The 21,458-nt window shown below is 64.7% G+C and carries 25 protein-coding genes; 17 read left to right on the top strand and 8 right to left on the bottom strand.

The genetic code is table 11. The features are described 5' to 3' along the window. The first annotated feature begins 4 nt into the window (after positions 1 to 4). The 6 genes from FGL95_RS03755 to FGL95_RS03730 all read left to right on the top strand — a co-directional run bounded on the left by FGL95_RS03755 (position 5) and on the right by FGL95_RS03730 (position 4,613). Positions 5 to 1,324 carry an NAD(P)-binding domain-containing protein gene (locus FGL95_RS03755; RefSeq protein WP_169584831.1) on the top strand — a complete coding sequence of 440 codons (1,320 nt, stop codon included), beginning with the start codon at positions 5 to 7 and terminating at the stop codon, positions 1,322 to 1,324. Beyond that, positions 1,321 to 1,959: a TetR/AcrR family transcriptional regulator gene (locus FGL95_RS03750; protein ID WP_169584830.1), complete on the top strand. Its 639-nt coding sequence runs from the start codon at positions 1,321 to 1,323 to the stop codon at positions 1,957 to 1,959. Before FGL95_RS03755 ends, FGL95_RS03750 begins: the two co-directional genes overlap by 4 nt. Then, a complete protein-coding gene (locus tag FGL95_RS03745; protein WP_169584829.1) occupies positions 1,956 to 2,897 on the top strand; it encodes an alpha/beta hydrolase in 942 nt (313 codons plus the stop codon). Before FGL95_RS03750 ends, FGL95_RS03745 begins: the two co-directional genes overlap by 4 nt. Positions 2,898 to 3,008: 111 nt before the next feature. Continuing rightward, entirely contained in the window at positions 3,009 to 3,185 is a 177-nt protein-coding gene (locus FGL95_RS03740) for a hypothetical protein (RefSeq protein ID WP_169584828.1), read from the top strand. A gap of 71 nt (positions 3,186 to 3,256) precedes the next feature. Beyond that, complete coding sequence (locus tag FGL95_RS03735) at positions 3,257 to 4,408, top strand: glycosyltransferase (RefSeq protein ID WP_169584827.1); 1,152 nt, start codon at positions 3,257 to 3,259, stop codon at positions 4,406 to 4,408. Between the two features lie 13 nt (positions 4,409 to 4,421). Continuing rightward, complete coding sequence (locus FGL95_RS03730) at positions 4,422 to 4,613, top strand: DUF3046 domain-containing protein (protein WP_169584826.1); 192 nt, start codon at positions 4,422 to 4,424, stop codon at positions 4,611 to 4,613. A gap of 9 nt (positions 4,614 to 4,622) precedes the next feature. Here the strand turns inward: FGL95_RS03730 and FGL95_RS03725 are convergent, their stop codons facing one another. Next, the gene (locus FGL95_RS03725; RefSeq protein WP_169584825.1) at positions 4,623 to 5,291 is read right to left on the bottom strand and encodes a potassium channel family protein; all 669 of its coding nucleotides are present in this window, start codon (positions 5,289 to 5,291) and stop codon (positions 4,623 to 4,625) included. A 230-nt stretch (positions 5,292 to 5,521) separates the two neighbouring features. Here FGL95_RS03725 and recA point away from each other — a divergent pair, with 230 nt between their 5' ends. Continuing rightward, entirely contained in the window at positions 5,522 to 6,565 is a 1,044-nt protein-coding gene (gene recA, locus FGL95_RS03720; RefSeq protein ID WP_169584824.1) for a recombinase RecA, read from the top strand. Between the two features lie 5 nt (positions 6,566 to 6,570). Then, a complete protein-coding gene (recX, locus tag FGL95_RS03715) occupies positions 6,571 to 7,215 on the top strand; it encodes a recombination regulator RecX (protein WP_169584823.1) in 645 nt (214 codons plus the stop codon). Between the two features lie 116 nt (positions 7,216 to 7,331). On the opposite strand, the gene FGL95_RS03710 is transcribed toward recX, so the two are convergent. The 4 genes from FGL95_RS03710 to FGL95_RS03695 form a co-directional block, all read right to left on the bottom strand. Then, positions 7,332 to 8,183, bottom strand: coding sequence for an amino acid ABC transporter permease (locus FGL95_RS03710; protein ID WP_169584822.1), 852 nt, complete (start codon positions 8,181 to 8,183; stop codon positions 7,332 to 7,334). Then, entirely contained in the window at positions 8,180 to 8,845 is a 666-nt protein-coding gene (locus FGL95_RS03705) for an ABC transporter permease subunit (RefSeq protein WP_169584821.1), read from the bottom strand. The genes FGL95_RS03710 and FGL95_RS03705 overlap by 4 nt, the downstream gene beginning before the upstream one ends. Before the next feature lie 76 nt (positions 8,846 to 8,921). Next, entirely contained in the window at positions 8,922 to 9,821 is a 900-nt protein-coding gene (locus FGL95_RS03700) for a glutamate ABC transporter substrate-binding protein (protein WP_169584820.1), read from the bottom strand. 34 nt (positions 9,822 to 9,855) lie between these two features. Beyond that, positions 9,856 to 10,605 (bottom strand): amino acid ABC transporter ATP-binding protein, encoded by a 750-nt coding sequence (locus FGL95_RS03695; protein ID WP_420838009.1) that lies wholly within the window; start codon positions 10,603 to 10,605, stop codon positions 9,856 to 9,858. A gap of 143 nt (positions 10,606 to 10,748) precedes the next feature. Here FGL95_RS03695 and miaB point away from each other — a divergent pair, with 143 nt between their 5' ends. Together miaB and FGL95_RS03685 are read left to right on the top strand one after the other, a co-directional pair. Continuing rightward, positions 10,749 to 12,278, top strand: a complete 1,530-nt coding sequence (gene miaB / locus FGL95_RS03690; RefSeq protein ID WP_169584818.1) for a tRNA (N6-isopentenyl adenosine(37)-C2)-methylthiotransferase MiaB — start codon at positions 10,749 to 10,751, stop codon at positions 12,276 to 12,278. Continuing rightward, positions 12,275 to 12,823: an Rv2732c family membrane protein gene (locus FGL95_RS03685; RefSeq protein WP_206071413.1), complete on the top strand. Its 549-nt coding sequence runs from the start codon at positions 12,275 to 12,277 to the stop codon at positions 12,821 to 12,823. The genes miaB and FGL95_RS03685 overlap by 4 nt, the downstream gene beginning before the upstream one ends. Positions 12,824 to 12,875: 52 nt before the next feature. On the opposite strand, the gene FGL95_RS03680 is transcribed toward FGL95_RS03685, so the two are convergent. Further along, on the bottom strand, positions 12,876 to 13,106 hold the full coding sequence (locus FGL95_RS03680) for a hypothetical protein (protein ID WP_169584816.1): 231 nt from the start codon (positions 13,104 to 13,106) through the stop codon (positions 12,876 to 12,878). Positions 13,107 to 13,253: 147 nt separating this feature from the next. Here FGL95_RS03680 and FGL95_RS03675 point away from each other — a divergent pair, with 147 nt between their 5' ends. After that, positions 13,254 to 13,649: a hypothetical protein gene (locus FGL95_RS03675; protein WP_169584815.1), complete on the top strand. Its 396-nt coding sequence runs from the start codon at positions 13,254 to 13,256 to the stop codon at positions 13,647 to 13,649. A gap of 1 nt (position 13,650) precedes the next feature. Here the strand turns inward: FGL95_RS03675 and FGL95_RS03670 are convergent, their stop codons facing one another. Next, positions 13,651 to 14,115, bottom strand: a complete 465-nt coding sequence (locus FGL95_RS03670; protein WP_338079694.1) for a MaoC family dehydratase — start codon at positions 14,113 to 14,115, stop codon at positions 13,651 to 13,653. Beyond that, positions 14,112 to 15,452, bottom strand: coding sequence for a DUF349 domain-containing protein (locus FGL95_RS03665; protein ID WP_169584813.1), 1,341 nt, complete (start codon positions 15,450 to 15,452; stop codon positions 14,112 to 14,114). The genes FGL95_RS03670 and FGL95_RS03665 overlap by 4 nt, the downstream gene beginning before the upstream one ends. Positions 15,453 to 15,585: 133 nt before the next feature. Between FGL95_RS03665 and FGL95_RS03660 the strand changes: the two genes are divergently transcribed. Genes FGL95_RS03660 through FGL95_RS03635 form a run of 6 tightly spaced genes read left to right on the top strand, consistent with a single transcriptional unit; the run spans position 15,586 to position 21,374 of the window. Next, a complete protein-coding gene (locus FGL95_RS03660; protein WP_169584812.1) occupies positions 15,586 to 16,302 on the top strand; it encodes a class III extradiol ring-cleavage dioxygenase family protein in 717 nt (238 codons plus the stop codon). Further along, positions 16,299 to 17,204, top strand: coding sequence for a tRNA (adenosine(37)-N6)-dimethylallyltransferase MiaA (gene miaA / locus FGL95_RS03655; RefSeq protein ID WP_169585220.1), 906 nt, complete (start codon positions 16,299 to 16,301; stop codon positions 17,202 to 17,204). The genes FGL95_RS03660 and miaA overlap by 4 nt, the downstream gene beginning before the upstream one ends. Then, on the top strand, positions 17,201 to 18,046 hold the full coding sequence (locus FGL95_RS03650; RefSeq protein ID WP_338079693.1) for a TrmH family RNA methyltransferase: 846 nt from the start codon (positions 17,201 to 17,203) through the stop codon (positions 18,044 to 18,046). The genes miaA and FGL95_RS03650 overlap by 4 nt, the downstream gene beginning before the upstream one ends. Before the next feature lie 2 nt (positions 18,047 to 18,048). Then, entirely contained in the window at positions 18,049 to 18,915 is an 867-nt protein-coding gene (gene dapF / locus FGL95_RS03645; protein WP_169584811.1) for a diaminopimelate epimerase, read from the top strand. Positions 18,916 to 18,958: 43 nt separating this feature from the next. Then, positions 18,959 to 20,374 (top strand): GTPase HflX, encoded by a 1,416-nt coding sequence (gene hflX, locus FGL95_RS03640; RefSeq protein WP_240962647.1) that lies wholly within the window; start codon positions 18,959 to 18,961, stop codon positions 20,372 to 20,374. Beyond that, the gene (locus FGL95_RS03635) at positions 20,367 to 21,374 is read left to right on the top strand and encodes a hypothetical protein (protein WP_338079692.1); all 1,008 of its coding nucleotides are present in this window, start codon (positions 20,367 to 20,369) and stop codon (positions 21,372 to 21,374) included. Before hflX ends, FGL95_RS03635 begins: the two co-directional genes overlap by 8 nt. Positions 21,375 to 21,458 lie beyond the last annotated feature (84 nt).

Here is a 21,458-nt window from a genome sequence, read left to right as displayed (position 1 = left end):
GGATGTGAAGACAACGGCAATCATCGGCGCCGGCATCAGCGGCCTGACTACCGGCAAGATGCTCGCCGACTACGGGCTTCCATACACCTGCTTCGAGACCTCCGATCGGATCGGCGGCAACTGGGCGTTCGGCAACCCGAACGGTCACAGCAGCGCCTACCGCTCGCTGCACATCGACACCTCCAAGCAGAGGCTGTCTTTCCGGGACTTTCCTATGCCGGTCGACTACCCCGACTTCCCGCACCACACCCAGATCAAGGACTACTTGGAGTCCTACGCCGAGGCGTTCGACCTCAAGGACAACATCGAGTTCACCAACGGTGTGGTCAGCGCCCGCCGGCCCGACGGCGAGACCAGCGGCTGGGAGATCGTCGACCAGGCCGGCGCCACCCGATACTTCGACCACTTGGTCGTCGGGAACGGTCACCACTGGGACCCGCGCTTCGCCGACTTTCCCGGTGAGTTCAGCGGGGTCTCGATCCACTCGCATCACTACGTCGACCCGAAGGATCCGCTGGACTTCTTCGGTCAGCGAATCCTGGTGGTGGGAATCGGAAACAGCGCTGCGGACATCGCGGTGGAGCTGTCCAGCAAGTCGCTGCAGACCAAAGTCACGCTGTCCACCCGGTCGGGTGTCTGGATCGTGCCCAAGTACATCGGCGGCAAGCCCGCCGACACGATGTACCGCACCACCCCGCACCTGCCACTGGCCTGGCAGCGCAAGATCATGCAGTGGGGACAGGTCTTGAACGGCAGCAACGGTGCGCTCTACGGCCTTCCCGAGCCCAACCACAAATTCTTCGAGGCGCACCCGACCCAGTCGGTAGAGCTGCCGCTTCGGCTCGGTTCTGGTGACGTGGTACCGAAGCCGAACGTCTCGCTGCTCGACGGCGCAACCGTTCATTTTGCCGACGGAACCAGCGACGAATTCGACGTAATCGTTTACGCCACTGGCTATAACATCACCTTCCCGTTCTTCGATCCTGACTTCATCAGCGCTCCGGAGAACCGGCTGCCTCTCTACAAGCGGATGTTCAAGCCCGGCATCGACGACCTCACCTTCGTCGGATTCGCCCAGGCGACGCCGACGCTCTTCCCGTTCGTCGAGAGCCAGGCCCGGCTCGCGGCGGCCCATCTGGTCGGTGCCTACGCGCTGCCCGACGTCGCCGAGATGGAGCGGGTGATCGTGGCCGACGAGCAGCAGTACATCGGGCACGTGTTGCACACGCCCCGGCACACCCAGCAAGTCGACTATTTCATCTACGAGCACGACATCCGTGCCCGCGAAATTCCGGCCGGTCGCCGGCGAGCGCAAGCGAGATGACCGAAGAGAGCGGCGCCTGGAACCGGCTGGTCGACCGGCGCAACCCGAACCGCGGTGATGCCCGCCGCGACGCACTCCTGCGCGCCTTCGACGAACTGCTCCGCGAGCAGACCCTCGACGCGGTCAACGTTGCCGATATCTCCGGCCGCGCCGGCGTGACGCGGTCAGCGTTCTACTTCTACTTCGAGAGCAAGGCGGTCGCGGTGCTCGCCCTGATGCAGGGCCTGTACGACGCGGCCGCCGAGGCGAACGAGATCCTGGTCAAGGCCGAGGGCGACCCCGCGCAGCGGATCAGCCAGGCTGTCACGCTGCTTTTCGACTCCGTCGACGACAGTCCGCACACCTACCGGGCGCTGCTGGAGGCACGAGCCTCCAGCGCAGGCGTACGACAGATGTGGGACGCCGGCCGGGCCGACTTCGCCGCGGTGATCGGCTGCATGATCGACACCGAACGTGCGGCGGGTCGTGCTGTCGAGGGTCCGGATGCTGCTGCGGTCGCCTCGGTATTGCTCGACGTCAACGACCATGCGCTGGAACGGCACTCGCTCGGCACCGGCCCGCCACGAGCAAAACACATCGAGGCCATCACCTTTATCTGGCTGAGCACCATCTACGGAACACGGAGCCCGGAATGACCCGCCACGACCGGACCTTCTCCTCGGACGGCACCACCTGTGCGGCCTGGCATTTCCCGGCCGTAGACGATCGGCTGGCAGGCCCGGCCGGTCGGCCGGCGGTCGTGCTGGCGCACGGACTCGGCGGCACCAAGGACTCCGGACTGGCACCGTTCGCCGAGGCATTTGCGGCGGCCGGACTCGACGCGCTGGTCTTCGACTACCGGGGCTTCGGCGAGAGTGAGGGCAGCGCGCGGCAGCGAGTCTCGCTGACTGGCCAGGCCGACGACTATCGGGCGGCCATCGCGGCAGCTGGACGACTTCCTGGCGTGGATCCGCAACGCATCGTGCTCTGGGGGGTCTCGCTGGCCGGCGGGCACGTCCTGACGGTCGCGGCCGATCGCAACGACATTGCCGCGGTCGTCGCATTGGTGCCGATGGTCGACGGGATGGCGGCAGCCGTGCACGCCACGAAGTCACACCGACCCAGCGAGCTGGCCCGGGCCGCCGCCCTCGGCCTCACCAGCAAGCTGTCCGCAGCCAGTGGCCGCGGTCCGAGGATGATGCCGATCGTCGCCCGTCCCGGTGAAGTCGGTGCTCTTACCCTGGCGGGCACTCTCGAGGACTACCTGAGCATCGCCGGGCCGAGTTGGCGCAACGAGATCGCCGCAGACGTCAGTCTCGAGCTCGGGAGTCGGGCACCGGCCAAGGCGGCCAAGCGGATCACGGCCCCGGTGCTGGTGCAGATCGCCGACTTCGACCGGAGCGCGCCCCCGTACCCCGCGGCGAAGGCTGCGTTCGCTGCGCGGGCCGAGGTCCGGCACTACCCCGGCGACCACTTCGACCTCTTTCCGGGCAAGCCGTTCCACGAGGCAGCCGTCAAGCACGCGGTGCGGTTCCTGACCAGGCATCTGAGCGCGGACGTCACGCCGAGCTCTCGGGCTCAGGGTGAACCCTGATCTTTCCCTGATTTCGGCTCTGACCTGCTGATTTGCATACTCACCCGTGCCAGCATTGAGGCACGGAGATCAAGATCTGATGCTCCGGATAGGCAAACGGAGGCGGGTTACGTGTTCTGGAAAATCATTGGGATCGTCGCATTGATCTGGATTGCGCTGGCGGTGATCGGCGCGCTCCTGAAGGGCTTGTTCCCGATTCTCGTGGTCAGCGCGATCATCTTCGGGTTGTACCTGCTGTTCAAGGCGGTCTCCAGCGGCGACCGCGGCGACCTGACGCGTGTGCCCTGACGCAACCGTGCGCGAGTCTTACCCCTGGGCGGGTAAGACTCGCGCACAGTCGGCTGTGGCACCCTGAGGCGATGCGAGTAGCTGTTGTCGCTGGACCAGATCCGGGGCATGCGTTCCCCGCCATTGCGCTGTGTAAGCGGTTTCTCGCCGCAGGCGATCAGCCGACGCTCTTCACCGGCAGCAGATGGCTGGAGGCGGCGAAGCGCGAGGGAATCATCGCGCTGAAGTTGAAGGGCCTGGCTCCTCGAATCGAGGACGACGACTCCGATGCCGGTCGACGGATCCACGAGCGGGCGGCCTACATTGCGACCGAGCTACTGCCCGACCTGAGCGCGACCTTGCCAGAACTCGTCGTCTCCGACATCTTGACCGCGGGCGGCGGGCTGGCCGCTGAGCGACTGGACGTTCCATGGGTCGAGTTGTCGCCGCACCCGCTGTATTCCCCGTCGAAGGCGTTGCCGCCCATCGGAAGTGGACTCGCCCCGGGAGAGGGCGTGCTGGGCGGACTACGGGACGGGCTGATGCGCGCGGCGACCGGGCGATCGATCAAGCAAGGTCTGCGCCAGCGGAGCCAGGCCCGAATCGGTATCGGTTTACCCGAGGTAGACCCAGGGCCTGCCGCGCAGTTGATCGCAACGCTGCCGGCTCTGGAGGTACCGCGCCCTGATTGGCCCGAGCACGCTCATGTCATCGGACCGCTGCACTGGGAGCCGACGGACGAGGTTCTCGACCTGCCACCTGGTGACGAGCCGTTGGTCATGGTGGCTCCGTCGACCGCGTTCACGGGCGCGGTCGGGATGGTCGAAGCGACGCTGGAAGGTCTTGCGGGCGCCGGCGTTCGCGTCGCGTTGTCGATGCTGGAGGAGCCTCCGGCCAACCTGCCGACTTGGGCGACCGCTGGGCTGGGTCGCCAGGACGAACTGCTTGCCCACGCCTCGGTCGTGGTGTGCGGTGCCGGGCACGGCCTGCTGTCGAAGGCCTTGCTCGCCGGCGTCCCCGTCGTGGCCGTCCCAGGTGGCGGCGATCAATGGGAATTGGCGAATCGGGCTGCGCGGCAGGGGAGTGCGGTCGTGGTCCGGCCGCTGACCGCTGAGGCCGTGCGCGACGCTGTGGCGCGCGTGCTCGGCGAATCGAGTTTCCGCGAGGCTGCGGCTGCGGCCGCGCGGTCCGTCGCCGATGTGGTGGATCCGATTGCTGTGTGTCACGCCGTCCTGAAAACCTGACTACGCTGGCCGGGTGCGCCTGACCGATTTCACCGAGCTTCTCCACACCGAGTTCGGTGCTGCGCGAGGCGATTCGATTCTCGCCGACCACATGATCCCGGCACTGGGGAAGACCGGTGCGCAGGCCATCGAGGATGGGGTCGACCCGCGAGATATCTGGCGGGCGCTGTGCGCAGAGTTCGACGTACCGCGGTCGCGCTGGTAATTCGACGGGTCACTCGTCGGTCTTGTCGGTTCGCGCGACAGTCAGACCGACGACGCGCGACACCAACATGACGACGTAGCCCAATCCCACGATCTGTTCGATCATGACGATCGCACGCGCGACCGGGCGGATCGGCACGATGTCGGACAAGCCCGTCGACGTCAGCGTGGTGACGCTCAGAAACAACAACTCGACCCACGAACGCGGCTGATCCGGCGTGACCGCTGCGGTGAAACTCATCGGTTGCAGCGCTTGGCAGACAGTGAAGATGTGCGCGAATGCCCACGCCAGCAGCGTGAACGTTGCTCCGACAGCCCACAATTCGTCGCGGGTGATGACGTGGTCGGCCAAAATGTAGGCGAGCATGCACCCAGCCGCGTACAGGTACAGGAGCGCTTCGAACGATGAAGACCACCCGGACAAGACGGGGAGGTCGAACACGACTTGAACCAGCAGCAAGCTTGCTGCTGGCAGTGCGAGCAAGACGCCGACCCAGGTCAGGCCGGGTGAATAGCGCACCGACCAGAGCGCGAGCAGGACGACGGCGAGCCCTAGTGCGTTGAAGGTGGCGCGTCCGATGCCGGACCCCTCCAACGCGGGATAGACCATGATCTCCAGAATCTGAACCGCAAATAGGATCGCGGAGGGGTGCTCGCGCGCCGCGCGTAGCCAAGACATTCGACCACTGTGCCATGAGGGCGTGAGCGGTGATGCTGGTTGACCAAGTCCGTCGGCGTGTCGAACACGGATGTATTTGACTCGAACAGGTGTTCCCCTATGCTTGAACGAACACCCGGACAATTGGATAGTTTCCGCAGGTCAAGCCCGAGATTTACGAACTTGTCGGTGGCTGGTTCTAACGTAACCGCCGACACGCAGAACGCGAACCACGAAGACAGGGGAACACGATGGCACCAAAGGCGCACGATCGCGACAAGGCACTCGAACTGGCCTTGGCGCAGATCGACAAGAACTTCGGTAAGGGCTCGGTGATGCGCCTGGGCGACGAGGTTCGTCAGCCGATCGGGGTAATACCTACTGGGTCGATCGCGCTCGACGTCGCTCTGGGGATCGGTGGTCTGCCACGCGGGCGAGTTGTCGAGATCTATGGACCGGAGTCGTCGGGTAAGACGACCGTTGCGTTGCACGCGGTCGCGAGTGCGCAGGCAGCCGGCGGAATCGCGGCGTTCATCGACGCGGAGCACGCGCTCGATCCGGACTACGCCCAGAAGCTCGGTGTCGATACCGATGCTCTGCTGGTCTCGCAGCCGGATACCGGTGAGCAGGCGCTGGAAATCGCCGACATGCTGGTCCGCTCGGGCGCCATCGACATCATCGTGATCGACTCGGTGGCCGCACTCGTACCGCGCGCCGAGATCGAGGGCGAAATGGGTGACAGTCACGTCGGTCTGCAGGCTCGCCTGATGAGCCAGGCGCTCCGGAAGATGACCGGTGCGCTGAGCAACTCGAACACCACCGCCATTTTCATCAACCAGCTACGCGAGAAAATCGGCGTCATGTTCGGATCGCCTGAAACCACCACCGGTGGTAAGGCTTTGAAGTTCTACGCCTCGATTCGGCTGGACGTGCGGCGGATCGAAACCCTCAAAGACGGCACCGACGCAGTCGGTAACCGCACTCGCGTGAAGGTCGTCAAGAACAAGGTGTCTCCGCCCTTCAAGCAGGCCGAGTTCGACATCCTCTACGGCGCCGGCATCAGCAAAGAGGGCTCGATCATCGACATGGGCGTCGAGCACGGCTTCATCCGCAAGTCCGGCTCTTGGTACACCTACGAGGGTGATCAGCTCGGGCAGGGCAAGGAAAATGCCCGGAAGTTCTTGCTGGAGAACGCCGATATCCGTGACGAGATCGAGAAGAAGATCAAGGAGAAGTTGGGTATCGGCGCGGTCCTCAATGCCGACGAGATCGCCCCGGCTCCGGTCGAGTTCTAGGGCGGATGGACGTGAGCGGGCGCGGCGACCTCTGGACTGAGGAGTCGGAGGGTGCGAGGAACGAGCGCCCGGAGCGAAGAGGGAAGAGGTCGTCACGAAGCGCCCGCGAGCCCGCCCGGAGCGAAGCGGAGGGCAAAAAACCCAGCGGGACTGAAGCGCAGGCGAAGGATGCGTGCCTGCGCTTGCTCACCGACCGTGCCCGCAGCCGCACGGAACTGTCGCAGAGCCTCGCGAAAAAGGGCTTCGATTCCGACATCGCGGAACGAGTTCTGGACCGATTGGCAGAGGTAGGGCTCGTCGACGACGCTTCGTTTGCCGAGCAGTGGGTGCATTCGCGCCACAACTACTCGGGCAAGGGGCGGCAGGCACTGTCGATGGAGTTGCGGCGCAAGGGAATCGGTCAGGAAGACGCGTCAAGAGCCTTGGCGCAAGTCACCCACGACGACGAGCGCGAGCGAGCGGCTGAGTTGGTGCGCAAGAAGTTACGGACCGTCTCGGTGCCGAGCGATCGGACCGAGCGGGACAAGGCGGTCCGCAAGTTGGTCGGAATGCTCGCTCGCCGTGGCTATGGGCAGTCCATGGCCTTCGAGGTAGTGAAAGCCGAGCTCGCACAGCAGGGCGCCGATGCAGACGGGCTGTTCGAGGAGTAGCTGACGAATCCGCATTTGCCGCCGAGCGCATAGAAATGGTCGAAATATCCGCGCTCGGAGCCACCATATCTATGCGCTCGATGCTGCACAGCCGTTGGCGGCCCGAGGGGCAGAACTCAGCCCTTGCCGACCGTGACGGGGACCGTCGCTCCGATCGGGGCCGGTCCGATGCCCGTTTTGGAGTGTCGGGTGCGAATCTCGATCACCTTCGCGATGCCTGCGACGGCGAGGTTGATCGAGATGTAGATCGTCGCGCCGACGATGAAGGCGGGCAGCAGGTTGAAATACTGCGAGCCGATCTGCTGCACAGACCGCAGCAACTCGGGGTAGGCGATTATGAAGCCCAGGGACGAATCCTTCAGCAGCACAACGATCTGGGCGACGATCGATGGCGCCATCGCCCGGACCGCCTGTGGGATCAGGATGAGCCGCATCGTCTGGTTCTTGCGGAAGCCGATCGAGTACGCGGCCTCTGCTTGACCGCGCGGCAACGAGTTGATGCCCGCGCGGAACACCTCGGCAAGCACCGCTCCGTTGTGTAGTGACAGGCCGATCACGACTGCCATGAACGGCGAGATTGAGCCGTCTCCAAGTTCGAACGCGAAGAAGATGAGGAGGAGCAAGGGCAACGCTCGGAACAGTTCGATGATTGTCGTGGCGAGCCACCGAATCGGTCCGTGGTCGCTGAGCCGCCCGACGGCGAGCACGGCGCCCATCAGCAAGGCAAACACTGTGCCTACTGCAGCTGCCTTGAGCGTCGCGACCATGCCTTTGATGAGTTCGCGCTGGATGTCGGCGTAGGTGAACGGCTCCCATTTCGCGGCGGTGAGCTGGTCGGCGTCGTTGAGCCGCAACACGATCCACGCGATGATCGCGGCGACGAGGAGGATGCCGACGACAGAAAGGCCGAAGTTGATCTTCTTTGCCCGCGGACCGGGGATGTCGAAGAGAACGGTTTGCTGGCTCATCTCGCAATCGCCACCTTTCGCTCGAGAACGCCCACGAGGTAGCCCGTCGGCAAGGTGATGACCATGTAGGCGAGTGCGGTAGCGATCAGGATCCACAGGACCGCGTTGCCGTTGTTCTCGATGTTTTGCCGCATTGCGGAGATGAGTTCGCGGTTGTTGAACGCTGACGCGATGGACGTGTTCTTCGTCATCGCGATCAGCACGCTGCCCAGCGGAGGTACAACGGTTCGCAGCGCCTGCGGAAGGACGATGTAGCGCAACGTCTGCGAGAAGGTGAGGCCGATGGAGCGTGCGGCTTCGGCTTGGCCGACCGGAATCGTCTGAATGCCAGACCGTATCGCTTCACAAACGAAGCACGCCGTGTAGGCGGAGAGCGCCAGGATCGCGTAGATGCGGAACTGGGTGCTCGACGACCCGCCGAACTTGATTTGCAGAATGGGCAGCCCGAAGGCGGTGAAGAACATGACCAACGTCAGCGGGGTGTTGCGAATGACGTTGACGTACGTCGTTGCCGCGCCACGCAAGGCGATCGACGGCGACACCCGCATGGCGGCCAAGATCGTGCCGAAGATCATGGCGCCGATCGCCGACCAGAAGGTCAACACGAGTGTTCCCCAGAAGCCGTCGAGGAACACGTCGAAATTGTCTATTACTGCCTTCACCGCATCCTCCTAGCGATCTCGGTGGAGCGTTCGGCACCCGCCGGGCAGCACGCCTGGCGGATGCCGAACGAGGAACTCAGTACCGATCTACAGGGGGAGGCGTCACACCGTCGGTGCTGCCGAGCGTGTACTCGAACGCCTTGTTCCAATCGCCGTTTTGCTCGTGCTTCTCGAGCGCGTCGTTGAGGAAGGCGCGAAGAGCGTTGTCGCCCTTGGGCAATCCGATGCCGTAGGGCTCCTTGCTGAACGGCTTGCCGACGACCTTGAAGACACCCGGCTGCGCGGCCGCGTAGCCGCGAAGGATCGCGTCATCGGTGGTAACCGCGTCGACCTGGCCGCTCGACAGCTGCTCGACGCACTTGGAGTAGGTGTCGAACGTAATCAGATCTGCGGTCGGATAGTCGGTCTTGATGCGCTGCGCCGGCGTCGAGCCGTCGACAGAGCAGACTTTCTTACCACCGAGGGAGTCCGGACCCGTGATGTCGGTGTTGCTCTCCTTGACCAGGAGATCTTGGCCGGCAATGTAGTACGGACCGGCGAAGTCGACGACGGCTTTGCGCTTGTCGTTGATCGTGTAGGTCGCGACGACGAGATCGACGGTGCCGTTCTGGAGGAACGGTTCGCGGTTGGCCGAGACGGTTTCGGTGAACTTGATCTGTTCGGGCTTCAGGCCGAGCGACGCGGCGAGCATTTCCGCGATCTCGATGTCGAAGCCACGCGGCGTGTTCGAGCCAGCCGGCTTCTGCCCAAGCCCGGGCTGGTCGAACTTGACGCCGACGTTGATCGTCCCGGCCTGCTTGATCTTGTCGAACGTGGGGCTTCCTGCGAGTGCGACATCGGACGCGACGGTGTAGGTCGGCTCCGTCCCACTGCCGGTTCCCTTGTCCGAATCCGGGCTGCCCTCTTTGCCGCAGGCCGACAATGCCAGCGCTGCGACAGCTACTCCGATCACGGCTGATCGAAAGCGGTACTTCATGTGGATCCCTTCATTGAATGTTTAGTGAAGATGTTCAGTGGGCGAGAATCTTGGAGAGGAAATCCTTGGCGCGGTCGCTGCGGGGATTGGTGAAAAATTCTTCGGGTGTTGCCTGCTCGACGATCTGACCGTCGGCCATGAAGATCACGCGGTCCGCGGCGCGACGGGCGAAGCCCATTTCATGGGTCACCACCACCATCGTCATCCCGCTTTTGGCAAGCGAGATCATGACGTCGAGAACCTCATTGATCATTTCGGGATCGAGCGCTGAGGTCGGCTCGTCGAACAGCATGACTTTCGGATCCATCGCCAACGATCGCGCGATCGCCACACGCTGCTGCTGACCCCCGGAGAGCTGGGCGGGCAGCTTGTTCGATTGCTCCCCGATGCCGACCCGCTCGAGCAATTCCTTGGCACGCTCGTTTGCCTTGGCCTTGTCGATGCCGCGCACCTTGATTGGTCCGAGGGTCACGTTCTCCGCAACCGTCATGTGCGAGAAGAGGTTGAACGACTGGAAGACCATGCCGACGTCCGCGCGAAGCTTCGCGAGCGCCTTGCCTTCGGCGGGCAGCGGTACCCCGTCGATGGTGATCGAGCCGGAGTCGATGCTTTCGAGCCGGTTGATGGTCCGACACAACGTCGACTTGCCCGACCCCGAAGGTCCGATGACGACCACCACCTCACCCTTGTGAATGGTGAGGTCGATGTCTCGAAGCACATGCAGGGCACCGAAGTGTTTGTTGACGTCGGTAAGGACAACCAAGGGCTCCGAGGCTCGGGTCATGGGAACGACCATAGGGGTAGAGCGTTGCGAGTGCGTACCTTCTGGCTCCGGGTCGGCGAATTCGGTCGAATTGGAGCCACACGGGCATTTGTCCCGGACTGAGCAGATGTGATCGGTGTCGGCGGCGTGGGCTACTCTGAAGCGTGTCAACCAAGGTCGATGAAGCCACTGCCCAGGTGTCTCGCAGCTACGAAGTGCGCACCTACGGCTGTCAGATGAACGTGCACGATTCGGAGCGTCTCGCCGGTCTCCTCGAAGAGGCGGGCTACGAAAAGGCCGACCCTGGAACCACTGCTGACCTGGTTGTTTTCAATACGTGCGCGGTCCGCGAGAACGCCGACAACAAGCTGTACGGCAACCTCAGCCACCTGGCGCCGATCAAGCAGGAGCGCCCTGGCATGCAGATCGCGGTCGGTGGGTGCCTCGCACAGAAGGACAAAGACACCGTCGTCAAGAAGGCGCCGTGGGTCGACGTTGTGTTCGGCACGCACAACCTCGGTTCCTTGCCTGCCTTGCTGGAACGGGCCCGGCACAATCACGAAGCCGAAGTGGAGATTCTCGAATCGCTCGAAGCATTCCCGTCGACTCTGCCCGCACGGCGGGAATCTGCGTACGCCGGTTGGGTGTCGATCTCGGTGGGTTGCAACAACACCTGCACCTTCTGCATCGTTCCAGCGTTGCGCGGCAAGGAAGTCGACCGGCGGCCCGGCGATGTTTTGGCCGAGGTGCAGGCGCTGGTCGACGAAGGCGTTGTCGAAGTCACGCTGCTCGGGCAGAACGTCAATGCCTATGGCGCGTCGTTCGCCGACCCGGACCTGGGGCGTGATCGCGGTGCGTTCGCCGCGTTGTTGAGCGCGTGCGGCGGCATCGACGGGTTGGAGCGGGTCCGGTTCACATCACCACATCCGGCCGAATTCACCGACGACGTCATCGAGGCGATGGCGGCCACACCGAACGTCTGCCCGCAGTTGCACATGCCGTTGCAATCGGGCTCGGACCGCGTGTTGCGCGCAATGCGCCGGTCGTACCGCAAGGCGAAGTTCCTCGGCATCATCGAGCGGGTGCGGGCTGCCATGCCGCACGCGTCGATCACGACCGACATCATCGTGGGCTTCCCTGGCGAGACCGAGGAAGATTTCGCCGAGACTCTCGATGTGGTCGAAAAGGCGCGGTTCACCAGTGCGTACACGTTTCAGTACTCCAAACGACCGGGTACTCCCGCAGCAGAAATGCCCGGCCAGTTACCAAAATCGGTTGTGCAGGAGCGTTTCGAGCGGTTGATCGCATTGCAGGAACGAATCTCGTTGGAGGAGAACCAGAAGTTGATCGGGACCGAGGTGGAACTGCTGGTCGTCGACGCAGCAGGAAAGAGGAACGCCGAGATGGCACGGATGAGCGGTCGAGCCCGAGACGGACGGCTGGTGCATTTCCGGCCGATCGGTGCCGTCGACGGTGTTGTGCGGCCGGGGGACATCGTCACGCTCGACGTCACCGCCGCTGCGCCGCATTTCCTCATCGCCGACGGTGCGGTCCGTAGTCATCGGCGTACGCGAGCAGGCGATGCGCACGAAGCCGGAATCACACCGAAGACGCCACCAGTGGGCGTCGGTCTCGGGCTGCCACAGATCGGCATTCCCGCGCCCCTGCCCGCAGCAATGGGGTGTGGGGCATGAGCGACTTCGATCAGATTCGCAACGACGTCGATGCCGTCGAGCGAAAGATGGCCGGCGAGATCGATCCCGGTGTGCGCGCAGTCGTCGTCGCAGTCCTCGTCTTCGTCCTGCTCGGCTCCTTCGCCCTCCCGCATACGGGCACGGCGAAAGGGTACGACGTGCTTGTGGGCGACGACATTGCGCTCGGCGAGTCGATCGCTCTACCGTCACGTGTATTCGTCTGGCTTGCAATTGTTTTCGGTGTCGGCGTGTCCATGCTGGCGTTGTCGACCCGGCGCTGGGTGCTCGCCTGGATTGCGCTCGCAGGGTCGGCAGTCGCGAGCGTCGCGGGCATGCTGGCAATTTGGACCCGACAGACGCTGGAGCCGAACGTCCACGCGGGCGGTCCGGGTATCGGGCTGATCATTGGGTGGATTGCGATCATCCTGTTGACCTTCCACTGGATACGCGTGGTCTGGAGTCGCACCGCGGTCCAACTCGCGGCCGAGGAACAGCGACGAAAAGAGGCGCGCGACGCCGAACACGATTGGCGGCAGCCGAAATAGGCGGGATTTCTTGATTGGACGACCGCTCGACGTGACCGTCGAGAAGGTGTAGTCAGCCCGCGACGTCCTGGGCGCCACGCTCGGGCTCGACGCGGTGATGCTGGGCGACGACCGCACATGCCGGGCACAGTGTTGCAGCGCCGACGATCCATCCGTTTGCCTTCGCCATCGCCATGGCCTTTGCTTCACGATCGAGAGCCGTCCACATGCGGCGATCGCAGACATCGCAACCGAATCGCCATGTCTGCCACCCCGTGGCCGTGGCCGCGAACTCTGCCCCCATGTAAACCATTGTGCCGCAAGGTCTGCTGGCTCGCGCATGTCGGTGCAGTGCGGGAGTGTCGAGAGTCCTTGGACTCTATTGCTTGATTCAATGTTGAACGACACTCGATCGCATGTGCAAAGGGGCGCTGCGAAGGATGTGTTTCTGGTGAACGGTCTGCACGGGAAGCTGATCGTCACTACTGCGATCGCACTCGGCCTGCTCGGTGGCCGGACGAACGCGATCGACCTGCCCGACAGAACACCGAGCGATGATTCACCTCCGGTATGCGAGGCTCCGAGTGGGTGGCGGGCCGCTACGAACGGTCATGGCATGTTTGCGATCGTCTACGCGAATGGACCGGGCACGGTGCAGGTCACCGCTGTCACGACGGCGGGAGCCGCGCAGCAAACCGTCGCACTCGAGTCGACCGACAGCAAGGCATTCATCGACTTCCCCGAGATCTACCCGCTGTCGGTCCATGTCATCTTCGCCACCGTCGGGCGTATCGGCGAGCAACCTGTGCGGTGTCAGTTGGTCCGCACAGATGTCGAACGACGGTGAATCAGAGATAGACCTTCGACAGCATCTCCGCGACCGCAACAGGTCGGTCCTGGCCCTCGGTTTCGAACGTCCACGTCCAGCGGACCAGCACGCTGCCGTCGGGCTTGCCGTCGACTCCGGCTAGGACCACCCGCAGCCTGAGCTTGCTACCGCTGCGGAGCGGCGACGTGAAACGGAGCCGGTCGAGCCCGTAGTTGATGCCCATCTTGACGCCGCCGATCGCGACGACGTCGTATGCCAACCTCGGTCCGAGCGACAAGATCAGGAAGCCATGCGCGATCGTGCCGCCGAACGGCGATTCACGTGCGCAGCGTTCGGTGTCGACATGGATCCACTGGTGATCGCCGGTCGTCTCAGCGAAAGCGTCGATCATCGGTTGATCGGCGTCGATCCAATTCGAGACGCCGATCTCGGACCCGACGCGCGCCTCGAGCCCGGCGAGCCCGTCGATCCGAGTGGCGGTCACCGGTTGCTCACCGCGCCTTCCGCCGCTTCGGCCCATTCGCGCCACTGCTTGGCTTGTGCGAGTGCGCGTTCGGCGTCTCGGCGTTTGCCTGCTGCCTCGGCTTTCGCTGCCTGCTCTTCGAACGCCGTCACGCGTTCGCGGAACTGCGCCGCACGCGCGACCGCTTCGGGATCGGTCCTGCGCCACTGCGAGTCAGCCGCTTCGCGCACCTTCTTCTCGATCGTGCGGAGCTTGCCTTCGAGGTCGGCCATCCGTTCGCGCGGGACCTTGCCGATCGCGTCCCACTTCTCGATGAGTTCCCGCAATGCGGCCCGGGCAGCATCGATGTCGTTGGCCGGATCGATATGGGCGTACTTCTGCAGCAGCGATTCCTTCGCTTTTGCGTTCTCCTCGAATTCCGCGTCGCTCTTGGATGCGTCGGCATTACGGGCGGCGAAGAATACGTCCTGGGCGCCTTTGAAGTCCTTCCACAACGCATCGTCGGCCTCGCGCGGGGCGCGGCCGGCCGACTTCCATTCGACGAGCAACTCCCGGAAAACTGCGGACGTCGCGGCCCAATCGGTGGACGTCGAAAGTTCCTTCGCCTTTGCGACGAGTTCTTCCTTCTTCGCCTTCGCATTGGCCCGGTCACGGTCCATCTCGGCGAAATGAGCGCCGCGACGCCGGTTGAACGCCTCGCGCGCCTTCGAGTAGCGCTTCCAGAGCGCGTCGTCGACCTTCCGATCGACGCCACGAATGGACTTCCATTCGTCGAGGATCTCCCGCAGCCGATCGCCGGCTACCTTCCACTGCGTCGCTTCGCTGCTGATCTTCTCGGCCTCGGCACAGAGCTGTTCCTTGCGCTCGGTGCTTTCGTGGCGGATGCGATCCTTTTCCTCTTTCGCGTGCGCCGCGGCTTCGTCGGAGTGTTCCACGATCGCCGCGAGCCTGCGGGCCAGGGATTCGAGATCGCCGATGACCGCCGCGGTCGGCAACGTCTCCGCGAGCTGCGTTGCGGCAATTTTCGTTTTCCGCGCGTCACCGGAGCCCGACGCGAGTCGAGCCTCCAGCAGCGTGACCTCGGTTGCGAGATCGTCGAACCTTCGCCCGAAATGGGCGAGGCCTTCGGCGGCATCACCTGCTTGCCACGAGCCGACCTGGCGTTCGCCGTCCGCTGTCTTGACCCAGGCCGTGCCGTCTTCGTCGACGCGCCCGAAATGGCTCGGGTCGCTGTGCGCCGGGATCACGACCGTATGCGATTGTGCCGGACCCGGTTTGGGGGGAGACGGCTTGAATCCGCCCGGTTTGGGTGCGCCCGGCTTCGGTGCTCCGGGGACTGGTCGCGTGTCGTCGGTCATGATTTTCCTCGTTCTGCCGCGCGTCACGGCTGCCTGGATACGTCCTGCTCATCCCATTGAACCCGGTACAAGCGCCACAGACCATTGAATCAGCCGAGAACGTGCAGCTCGAGCACCCACTACGGTTACGGGCGTGCTTACTGCCGCGGCGTTGGTTCCGTCGCCCCTCATTCTCGTTCCCGAACTCAACGGCGCTTCGGCCGGTCCCACCGAACCGCTGCGGACCGCAGCGGTCGCGGCCGCGACGCGACTCGGCGAGCTCGCCGACCAGTGGACCGTAGTCGGCGTCGGGGCGTTCGAGCAGACTGTCGCACCCGAGAGCGTCGGCACCTTTGCAGGCTTCGGGGTCGACGTGCGCGTCGGTTTGTCCGCCGATGCCTTGGGGGATCCGGACCCGACGATGCCGATCGCCGCGCTCGTCGCCGGCTGGCTGCGCGGGCAGGCAGCGCCGGACGCCGTCGTCGACGTACGGATCCTGGCGGTCGATTCGTCACCGATCTATTGCGCCGATTTCGGCGCCCAGCTGCGCGCCGAACTCGATGCCGACGACACAGCCCGCGGACTGCTGATCGTCGCGGACGGAGCGACCACACTGACCGCCAAGGCTCCCGGTGCATTCCATCCGGCTGCGGCGGAGTTTCAAGACGCGTTGAATCGCGCGCTGGATCAAGGGGATTGCAACACGCTCGCGCAGCTGGACCCCGTTGTGTGCCTCGAGCTCGGCGCCGTCGGACGTCCCGCGTTGCAGGTGCTTGCCGCTGTTTTCAGCGACACGACACCGCAGGTCACGACGCTCTACCAAGCCGCGCCCTACGGCGTCGGCTATCACGTCGGGTTGTGGGTGCCTTGACCACGCCGATCGCCATCGTCGGTCCGACTGCGACCGGAAAGTCGGATCTCGGGCTCGCTATTGCGGAACGGCTGGGCGGCGAGATCATCAACATCGACGCCATGCAGCAATACCGCGGCATGGACATCGGAACCGCGAAGCTGGCGCCCGCAGATCGGCGCGGAATCCCGCACCACCGCCTCGACGTACTCGACATCACCGAAACGGCGACCGTCGCCAACTATCAGCGCGACGCGACGGCGGACGTCGAGCAGATCCGAGCGCGCGGCAACGTGCCGATCATCGTCGGCGGGTCGATGATGTACATCCAGGCACTGCTCGACGAGTGGGAGTTTCCGGCGACGGACCCGCAGGTCCGGGCCAAATGGGAGGCAGTGCTTGCGGACGGGGGAGTCGAGGCGATTCATCGCGCGCTGACCGAGGCGGACCCACAGGCTGCCGCGACGATTCTGCCGTCGGACGGTCGCCGCATGGTCCGTGCGCTCGAAGTGGTCGAGCTCACAGGCAAGCCGTTCGCGGCGTCTGCGCCGACGATCGGTGAGCCACGCTGGGGGACCGTCATCGTCGGCGTCGACCGCGACACCGCGGAGTTGGACGAACGGATCGGGAGGCGCACAGATCGCATGTTCGACCTGGGCCTTGTCGATGAGGTCGAGCGATTGGTCGAATTGGGGCTGCGCGATGGCGTGACCGCACGGCGAGCGATCGGTTACGCACATGTCCTGGATTTTCTGGACGGGACCTATGACCTAGCGGAGGCCCGAGAGCGCACACTGATCGGGACGCGACGGTATGTGCGTCGGCAGCGCTCATGGTTCCGTCGGGACCGTCGGGTTAGATGGATCGACGCGGCGGACCGGCAGGCGTTGTCGGTTCTGCTGGATGAACTAGGAGTGCAGTGATAGTCGAAGGCGCGCGCAGCCGCCGAGTGAGTGCCCGCAATGCTGGGTTCCAGCAATGGCAGTCGTACTTGAACAACCGCAACAAGCGGACGAAGGCCGGTCGTTTCCTGGTTCAGGGCGTGCGGCCGATCACGCAGGCCGTCGATCACGACTGGCCGCTCGAATCGCTGCTCTATCGAGTCGGCGGTCCGCATCTGTCCGACTGGGCGCGCAGCGTGCTCGATACGACGCCGATTCCCACGATCGGCCTGGTGCCGGACCTGATTGCCGAGCTCGGTGAGAAGTCTGCTGCTGCACCCGAGTTGATTGCCGTGGCCAAGGTCCGTACGCCGGACCTCGCGACCTGGAATCCGGCCGGTCAAGCGCCGGTGATCGTCGTGTTCGACCGGCCGACCTCGCCCGGCAACCTCGGCACGCTGATTCGATCCGCCAATGCGTTCGGCGCCGCCGCTGTGGTGGTCTCGGGACATGCCGCCGACCAGTTCGATCCGCAATGCGTCCGCGCCTCCACGGGCTCGCTGTTCGCGATCCCGGTGATGCGCATCTCCGACACATCCGACATGGTCACGTTCCGCGATCGGCAGCGGGCACTCGGTGTCGATTTGGCCATAGTCGGCACCGACGAGAGCGGTCCGAAGGTCGTGTACGACCACGATTTCACGGGCGGCACGATCTTGGTCGTCGGCAACGAAACGCGCGGGATGAGCGCGGGCTGGCGAGACAGCTGTGACGCTGTTGTCCAGATTCCGATCGGTGGAGCGGCAAGTTCGCTGGGTGCGCCGTCGGCCGGTGGCATCTGCCTCTACGAAATCGCCCGTCAGCGCGCCTCGCTAAACTCCTAGGTATGCGATTCGCGAAGGGACACGGCACGGAGAACGATTTCGTCGTTCTGCCCGACCCTGACGCCGAGTTGACGCTGCACACTGCAGGTGTGTCGGCGCTGTGCGATCGGAGCAGAGGCCTCGGCGCCGACGGCGTGCTGCGGGTGGCGAAAGCCGGTGCACTGACGGCGACGGGTGTGCTCGACGTGCTGCCCGACGGTGTCGCTGTCGATGACTGGTTCATGGACTACCGCAACGCGGACGGTTCGGCCGCCGAGATGTGCGGCAACGGGGTCCGTGTGTTCGCGCACTACCTGCTGTCGAGCGGGCTCGAAACTCGGTCAGCGTTCGTTGTAGGCAGTCGCGCGGGTGCACGGCCGGTCACGGTCCACAGCGTCGACGGCTTCCGTGGCGACGTCACTGTGGGCATGGGGAAGGTCCGCGAGCTTGGCACGTCGTCGGCGACCATCGGCGGCCGCGTGTTCGAGGGCATCGGTATAGACGTGGGTAACCCGCACCTGGCGTGCGTGGATTCGGACGTGACCCCCGCGGTCCTCGCTGCGCTCGACCTTTCCGCTGCTCCTGGCTTCGATCCCGGTTTCTTTCCGCACGGTGTGAACGTCGAGATCGTGACCCCGCTGTCGGGCGGCGCAGTCGAGATGCGCGTACACGAACGCGGCGTCGGCGAAACACGTTCGTGCGGGACTGGGACCGTCGCAGCGGCTGCCGCGGCGTTGCGATTCGACGGTGCCGACGCTGGCGAAGTCGTGGTCAGGGTGCTGGGCGGCGAGGTCCGGGTGCGGATCGACGCAGGTGAAGCCGATCTGCGCGGTCCGTCGGTGCTGGTCGCATCGGGCGACATCGACGACGCGTGGTGGGCTGCGCAATAAAGAAATGCGACCCGGGTCCGATTCGTGGGACCATGGATACCGTATGACGAACTCAGAATCTTTTGACACACCCGCGTGGACCGTCGGCGAGATGCAACTCGACGACCGGAGCGCGCTTCGTCGAGTCGCCGGGCTTTCCACCGAACTCACCGACATCACCGAAGTCGAATACCGCCAGCTGCGGCTGGAACGGGTCGTGCTCGTCGGCGTCTGGACCGATGGCACCGCGGCGCAGGCCGAAGCGAGCATGACCGAATTGGCCGCGCTGGCCGAAACGGCCGGTTCCGAAGTCCTCGAAGGCTTGGTGCAGCGCCGCGACCGCCCTGACGCGTCCACCTACATCGGATCCGGCAAGGCGATCGAATTGCGTGACGTCGTGCTCGCGACCGGCGCAGACACGGTGATCTGCGACGGCGAGCTCACACCAGCCCAGCTCACGGCGCTGGAGAAGGTGGTCAAGGTCAAGGTCATCGACCGGACCGCGCTGATCCTCGATATCTTCGCCCAGCACGCGACGTCTCGCGAAGGTAAGGCGCAGGTCGCCTTGGCGCAGATGGAGTACATGCTGCCGCGGCTGCGTGGCTGGGGTGAATCGATGTCCCGGCAGGCCGGTGGCCGGGCGGGCAGCAACGGCGGCGTGGGCCTGCGCGGCCCAGGTGAGACGAAGATCGAGACCGATCGTCGCCGCATTCGCGAACGCATGGCGAAGTTGCGCCGCGAGATCAAAGACATGAAGAAGGCCCGCGACACCAAGCGCTCGCGGCGGCTCGACAACGCGATCCCGTCGGTCGCGATCGTCGGCTACACCAACGCAGGCAAGTCGAGCCTGCTCAATGCGTTGACGGACGCGGGCGTGCTGGTCGAAAACGCACTGTTCGCGACCCTCGACCCGACGACCCGTCGAGCCGGACTCCCCGACGGTCGCGAATACGTGCTGACCGACACGGTCGGGTTCGTTCGCCACCTGCCGACCCAGCTGGTCGAGGCGTTCCGCTCGACGCTGGAGGAGGTCACCGACGCGGACCTGCTCGTTCATGTCGTCGACGGGTCCGATCCGTTGCCTGCCGAGCAGATCAAAGCGGTCCGTGAGGTCGTGACCCAGGTATTGCGCGAGACCAATGCGCCAGCCCCGCAGGAGTTGCTGGTGGTCAACAAGATCGACGCTGCGGACCCGGTGACGTTGACCCAGCTGCGCGGAATGTTGCCCGGCGCCGTCTTCATCTCGGCGCACACGGGCGAGGGACTCGACGAGCTACGCGCTCGCCTCGCCGATATTCTCGGTCGCCTCGATATCGAGGTCAGCGTGCTGCTGCCGTACAACCGCGGTGATCTCGTCGCGCGGATCCACGCGGACGGCCGGATTCTGCGGTCCACGCACGACGAAGACGGCACTCGCGTGCATGCTCGGGTGCCGAAATCGCTGGCATCGGCGCTGCACGAGTACGCCCACGGTGGGTAGAGCGCTAGCCATAGCGGTCTGCGCGCTCGTTCTGTTGTGCGCCCCTGCCGCAGCCGACCCGCGCCCGCAGTTCGACAACTTCTGCACGCCTGCCATTCCGGGTCTGGAGGAGTTGTCGGGCATGGCCGCGATAGGCGACAAGTACTACGCGCTGGGCGACAGCGGCACCGACGACAAACTGGCTGTCCTCGACGGCAATTGCGGCCTCGTGCGGTGGCTGAACGTGCCTGTCGACCCCTATGACACCGAGGACGTCGCCGCCTTCGAGGGACAACTCTGGCTGTCCGATACCGGCGACAACCTGCGCCGACGCGACACCGTCTCGCTCACGAGCATGAGCCCGGACGACGGATCGGGCGAACTTCATCGCTTGACCTATCCCGACGGCAAACACGACGCCGAGGCGCTGCTCATCGAGCCCGCCGGCCGCCCGTTGATCGTGACGAAAGAGTTCTCGGGGCCAGCGGGGATCTACGTCCCGACCGGTGACACTCGAATCACCGATCTGCCGAGTCCCGGGCCGGCCCCACTGCAACGCGTCGGCCAGGTCGACCTCCGCAAGCCCACTGCAACGGGGCAGACCGGACCCAGTCCGCTGGTCACGGGTGGCGCGGTCAGTGCCGACGGCACGGTCATCGCGCTGCGCACCTACTCCGACGTCTTCCTGTTCGCAGTGCCCGGAGGGGATTTCGTGAAGGCGCTGACGACGGGCACACCGGTCGTGGTGACGCCGCGTCCGCAGCCGCAGGGGGAGTCGGTCACCTTCACGCCGGCAGGCGATCTGCTGGTGGGTTCGGAGACCGGCGGCGACGGTAAACCGTTTCCGCCACTACAGATTCTGCGTGGAGCGACGGCGCTGGTAGCTCCGGTCGCTGCGCCACACGAGCGCGAAATTGACACCGGTCCGCACACGTGGATATGGGTGGCGGGAGTGGGATCTGCCGTGGTCATAGGCGGGGTCGTTGGGGCATTCGCACTGCGACGACGACGCAAACTGTAACGCGTTTCAATTCTGAGATTCGGCTCACAATGCGGCTTCAGGAGCGCTCCGGGCCACAATCCGCGTATACCATCGTCCGTGCAC

Source organism: Antrihabitans stalactiti (assembly GCF_012932915.1).
In the GTDB taxonomy this organism is placed as follows: Bacteria; Actinomycetota; Actinomycetes; order Mycobacteriales; family Mycobacteriaceae; genus Antrihabitans; species Antrihabitans stalactiti.
The sequence above is the reverse complement of the archived record's forward strand: the minus strand, read 5'-3'. Positions and strand labels throughout refer to the sequence as shown.

What these genes read in the sequence shown, in the direction of transcription:
- FGL95_RS03750 (WP_169584830.1), top strand. Translation starts at nt 1,321, where the DNA reads ATGACCGAAGAGAGCGGCGCCTGGAACCGGCTGGTCGACCGGCGCAAC.
- FGL95_RS03745 (WP_169584829.1), top strand. Translation starts at nt 1,956, where the DNA reads ATGACCCGCCACGACCGGACCTTCTCCTCGGACGGCACCACCTGTGCG.
- FGL95_RS03735 (WP_169584827.1), top strand. Translation starts at nt 3,257, where the DNA reads ATGCGAGTAGCTGTTGTCGCTGGACCAGATCCGGGGCATGCGTTCCCC.
- FGL95_RS03725 (WP_169584825.1), bottom strand. Translation starts at nt 5,291, where the DNA reads ATGTCTTGGCTACGCGCGGCGCGCGAGCACCCCTCCGCGATCCTATTT.
- recA (WP_169584824.1), top strand. Translation starts at nt 5,522, where the DNA reads ATGGCACCAAAGGCGCACGATCGCGACAAGGCACTCGAACTGGCCTTG.
- recX (WP_169584823.1), top strand. Translation starts at nt 6,571, where the DNA reads ATGGACGTGAGCGGGCGCGGCGACCTCTGGACTGAGGAGTCGGAGGGT.
- FGL95_RS03710 (WP_169584822.1), bottom strand. Translation starts at nt 8,183, where the DNA reads ATGAGCCAGCAAACCGTTCTCTTCGACATCCCCGGTCCGCGGGCAAAG.
- FGL95_RS03700 (WP_169584820.1), bottom strand. Translation starts at nt 9,821, where the DNA reads ATGAAGTACCGCTTTCGATCAGCCGTGATCGGAGTAGCTGTCGCAGCG.
- FGL95_RS03695 (WP_420838009.1), bottom strand. Translation starts at nt 10,605, where the DNA reads ATGACCCGAGCCTCGGAGCCCTTGGTTGTCCTTACCGACGTCAACAAA.
- FGL95_RS03685 (WP_206071413.1), top strand. Translation starts at nt 12,275, where the DNA reads ATGAGCGACTTCGATCAGATTCGCAACGACGTCGATGCCGTCGAGCGA.
- FGL95_RS03680 (WP_169584816.1), bottom strand. Translation starts at nt 13,106, where the DNA reads ATGGGGGCAGAGTTCGCGGCCACGGCCACGGGGTGGCAGACATGGCGA.
- FGL95_RS03665 (WP_169584813.1), bottom strand. Translation starts at nt 15,452, where the DNA reads ATGACCGACGACACGCGACCAGTCCCCGGAGCACCGAAGCCGGGCGCA.
- dapF (WP_169584811.1), top strand. Translation starts at nt 18,049, where the DNA reads ATGCGATTCGCGAAGGGACACGGCACGGAGAACGATTTCGTCGTTCTG.
- hflX (WP_240962647.1), top strand. Translation starts at nt 18,959, where the DNA reads ATGACGAACTCAGAATCTTTTGACACACCCGCGTGGACCGTCGGCGAG.